General features: G+C 52.9%; 2 protein-coding genes. One reads left to right on the top strand and one right to left on the bottom strand.

Translation table 11 applies throughout. The features are described 5' to 3' along the window. Nucleotides 1-162 precede the first annotated feature (162 nt). Nucleotides 163-1302 carry an RNA-guided endonuclease InsQ/TnpB family protein gene (locus tag OKB81_RS20205; RefSeq protein ID WP_041206863.1) on the bottom strand — a complete coding sequence of 380 codons (1140 nt, stop codon included), beginning with the start codon at nt 1300-1302 and terminating at the stop codon, nt 163-165. Nucleotides 1303-1359: 57 nt separating this feature from the next. Here OKB81_RS20205 and tnpA point away from each other — a divergent pair, with 57 nt between their 5' ends. Beyond that, complete coding sequence (tnpA, locus tag OKB81_RS20200) at nt 1360-1785, top strand: IS200/IS605-like element ISAeme8 family transposase (protein WP_041205574.1); 426 nt, start codon at nt 1360-1362, stop codon at nt 1783-1785. The last annotated feature ends 82 nt before the right edge of the window (nt 1786-1867 follow it).

The raw sequence follows: 1867 nt of genomic DNA, 5'->3' as shown, positions 1-1867 counted from the left end.
GGGTATTAGCTGGTCAAGGATGGCGATCATACCTCAGAAGCCGCGCCACGCCTCGCTCATATGAGGGGATGGTTAAGGAGAAGAACACTTGAGAAGTGACTGCTCCCCGCCGCAAGCGGCGAGGCTTCCCACTTCTTAGGCCGCTACTGCCGAATTGGCAGATTAACGCTGGCCTCCATGGGTAGAAACGACGTGTCCCGCCGCCTTTAATTCCAATATGCCTTGTTGCTGGATATTCATGGCCGCGTTAATGTCGCGGTCATGCCCTGCCCCACACGCTGGACATACCCACTGCCGCTGATGCAACGGCATGTCCGGCATCTTGTGGCCGCAATCGCTACACAGTTTCGAGCTGGCAAACCACTGATCAAGTTTGATTAGGTGGCGACCCGCCGCTTGTGCCTTGTACTCCAGCTTCATGATGAAACCATGCCAACCAGCATCGCCAATGGCGCGGGCCAGTTTGTGATTTTTCATCATGTTCGCTGATTTCAATGTCTCCACGATGACCGCTTGGTTTTCGTCAACCATCGTGTGAGAGAGTTTGTGCTGAAAATCGGCGCGGGCATTGGCTACCCGTTCGTGCAGGGCGGCCAGTTGCCGTCTTGCCTTGCCACGGTTGGCGCTGCCCTTTTTCTTGCGAGACAGTGCCTTTTGCTTGCGTCGTAGATTGCGACTGGCGTTGATAAGGTGGCGTGGATTGGCAATCTTTTTGCCGCTCGACTCAATGAGGTAGTGGGACAGCCCCATATCACAGCCAGTCACGTCCGTGATGAAGGTGGGCTTGGCGGGAGCCTCGCAGCCATCCTCGCAAAGGATGGAAGCATAGTATTTCCCTGTCGGGCCACGGCTGACTGTGATGCTGGATACCACGCCGATAATATCTCGATGAATGACCGCCCTGATGGGCGTCATCTTCGGCAACTGGATAGCCGCTGTGAGCACCTTTCCGTTGGGGTGATAGCTGGATTGCCTGCCCCGTTTGCTCTTGAAGGTAGGCATTCGTGCCTTGAGCTTGGGATTGAAGAAGTTGGCGAATGCCTTGTCGAGATTAATCACCGCTTGCTGCAAGGCGAGTGAATCGTACTCCTTTAGCCAGCCGTATTTGCGCGATTTTTTCGCCACTGCGAGCATGGGTTTCAGGTCGCGTTTCGGTTTCAGTGAAATCCCGTGACGCTTGAACATGTGTCGTTGAATATGAAGGGCCTTGTTGTACGCGAACCGCACCGCGCCGAACTGGGCATTCAAGAATGCCGCTTGTTCGTCGGTCGGATAAATGCGTACTTTCGTTGCTCTTCTCAAAGTCACCGCTCGCTGCTAGGATACCCATACAGTATGACTTTTAACGAAGTATTGCAAGTGAGTGTGCATCATGATGATTTGACTAGGTATCTGCGGAGGCGTCACTCCGTCAGCAAGCTAGTTGTGCATTTAATCTTCACCACGAAGTACCGCCGCAAACTGCTTGATGGCACCATGATCGAGCAGATGCGCGGCGCATTTTTATCTGCGGCAGAGAAGTTGGAGATCGACATTCTGGAGATGGATGGCGAAGCCGATCACGTTCATCTGCTCGTAGCCTATCCACCGAAGTTGGCCGTCAGTGTGTTGGTCAATAATTTGAAGTCGATCAGTAGCCGCCAGATCCGCATATTGAATACGCACCTACGAAAGCAAAGTAATAGCGGGCTCCTGTGGTCGCGCTCTTACTTTGCTTGCAGTGCTGGCGGGGCCACTATCGAAACGCTCAAGGCGTATGTGGCCTCGCAGAACACACCAGATTAGCTCCCCTTCATGTACAGGATCTTTAGCGCCAACCAATTGAAATAGATATAAAAAAGGCTTCGTTTGTGATCTAATTTTATCG

The sequence above is a fragment of the Aeromonas sp. QDB56 genome, from assembly GCF_027705505.1.
In the GTDB taxonomy this organism is placed as follows: domain Bacteria; phylum Pseudomonadota; class Gammaproteobacteria; order Enterobacterales; family Aeromonadaceae; genus Aeromonas; species Aeromonas caviae.
Note: the sequence above shows the minus strand (reverse complement) of the source record. Positions and strands in the feature narration are given on the sequence as shown.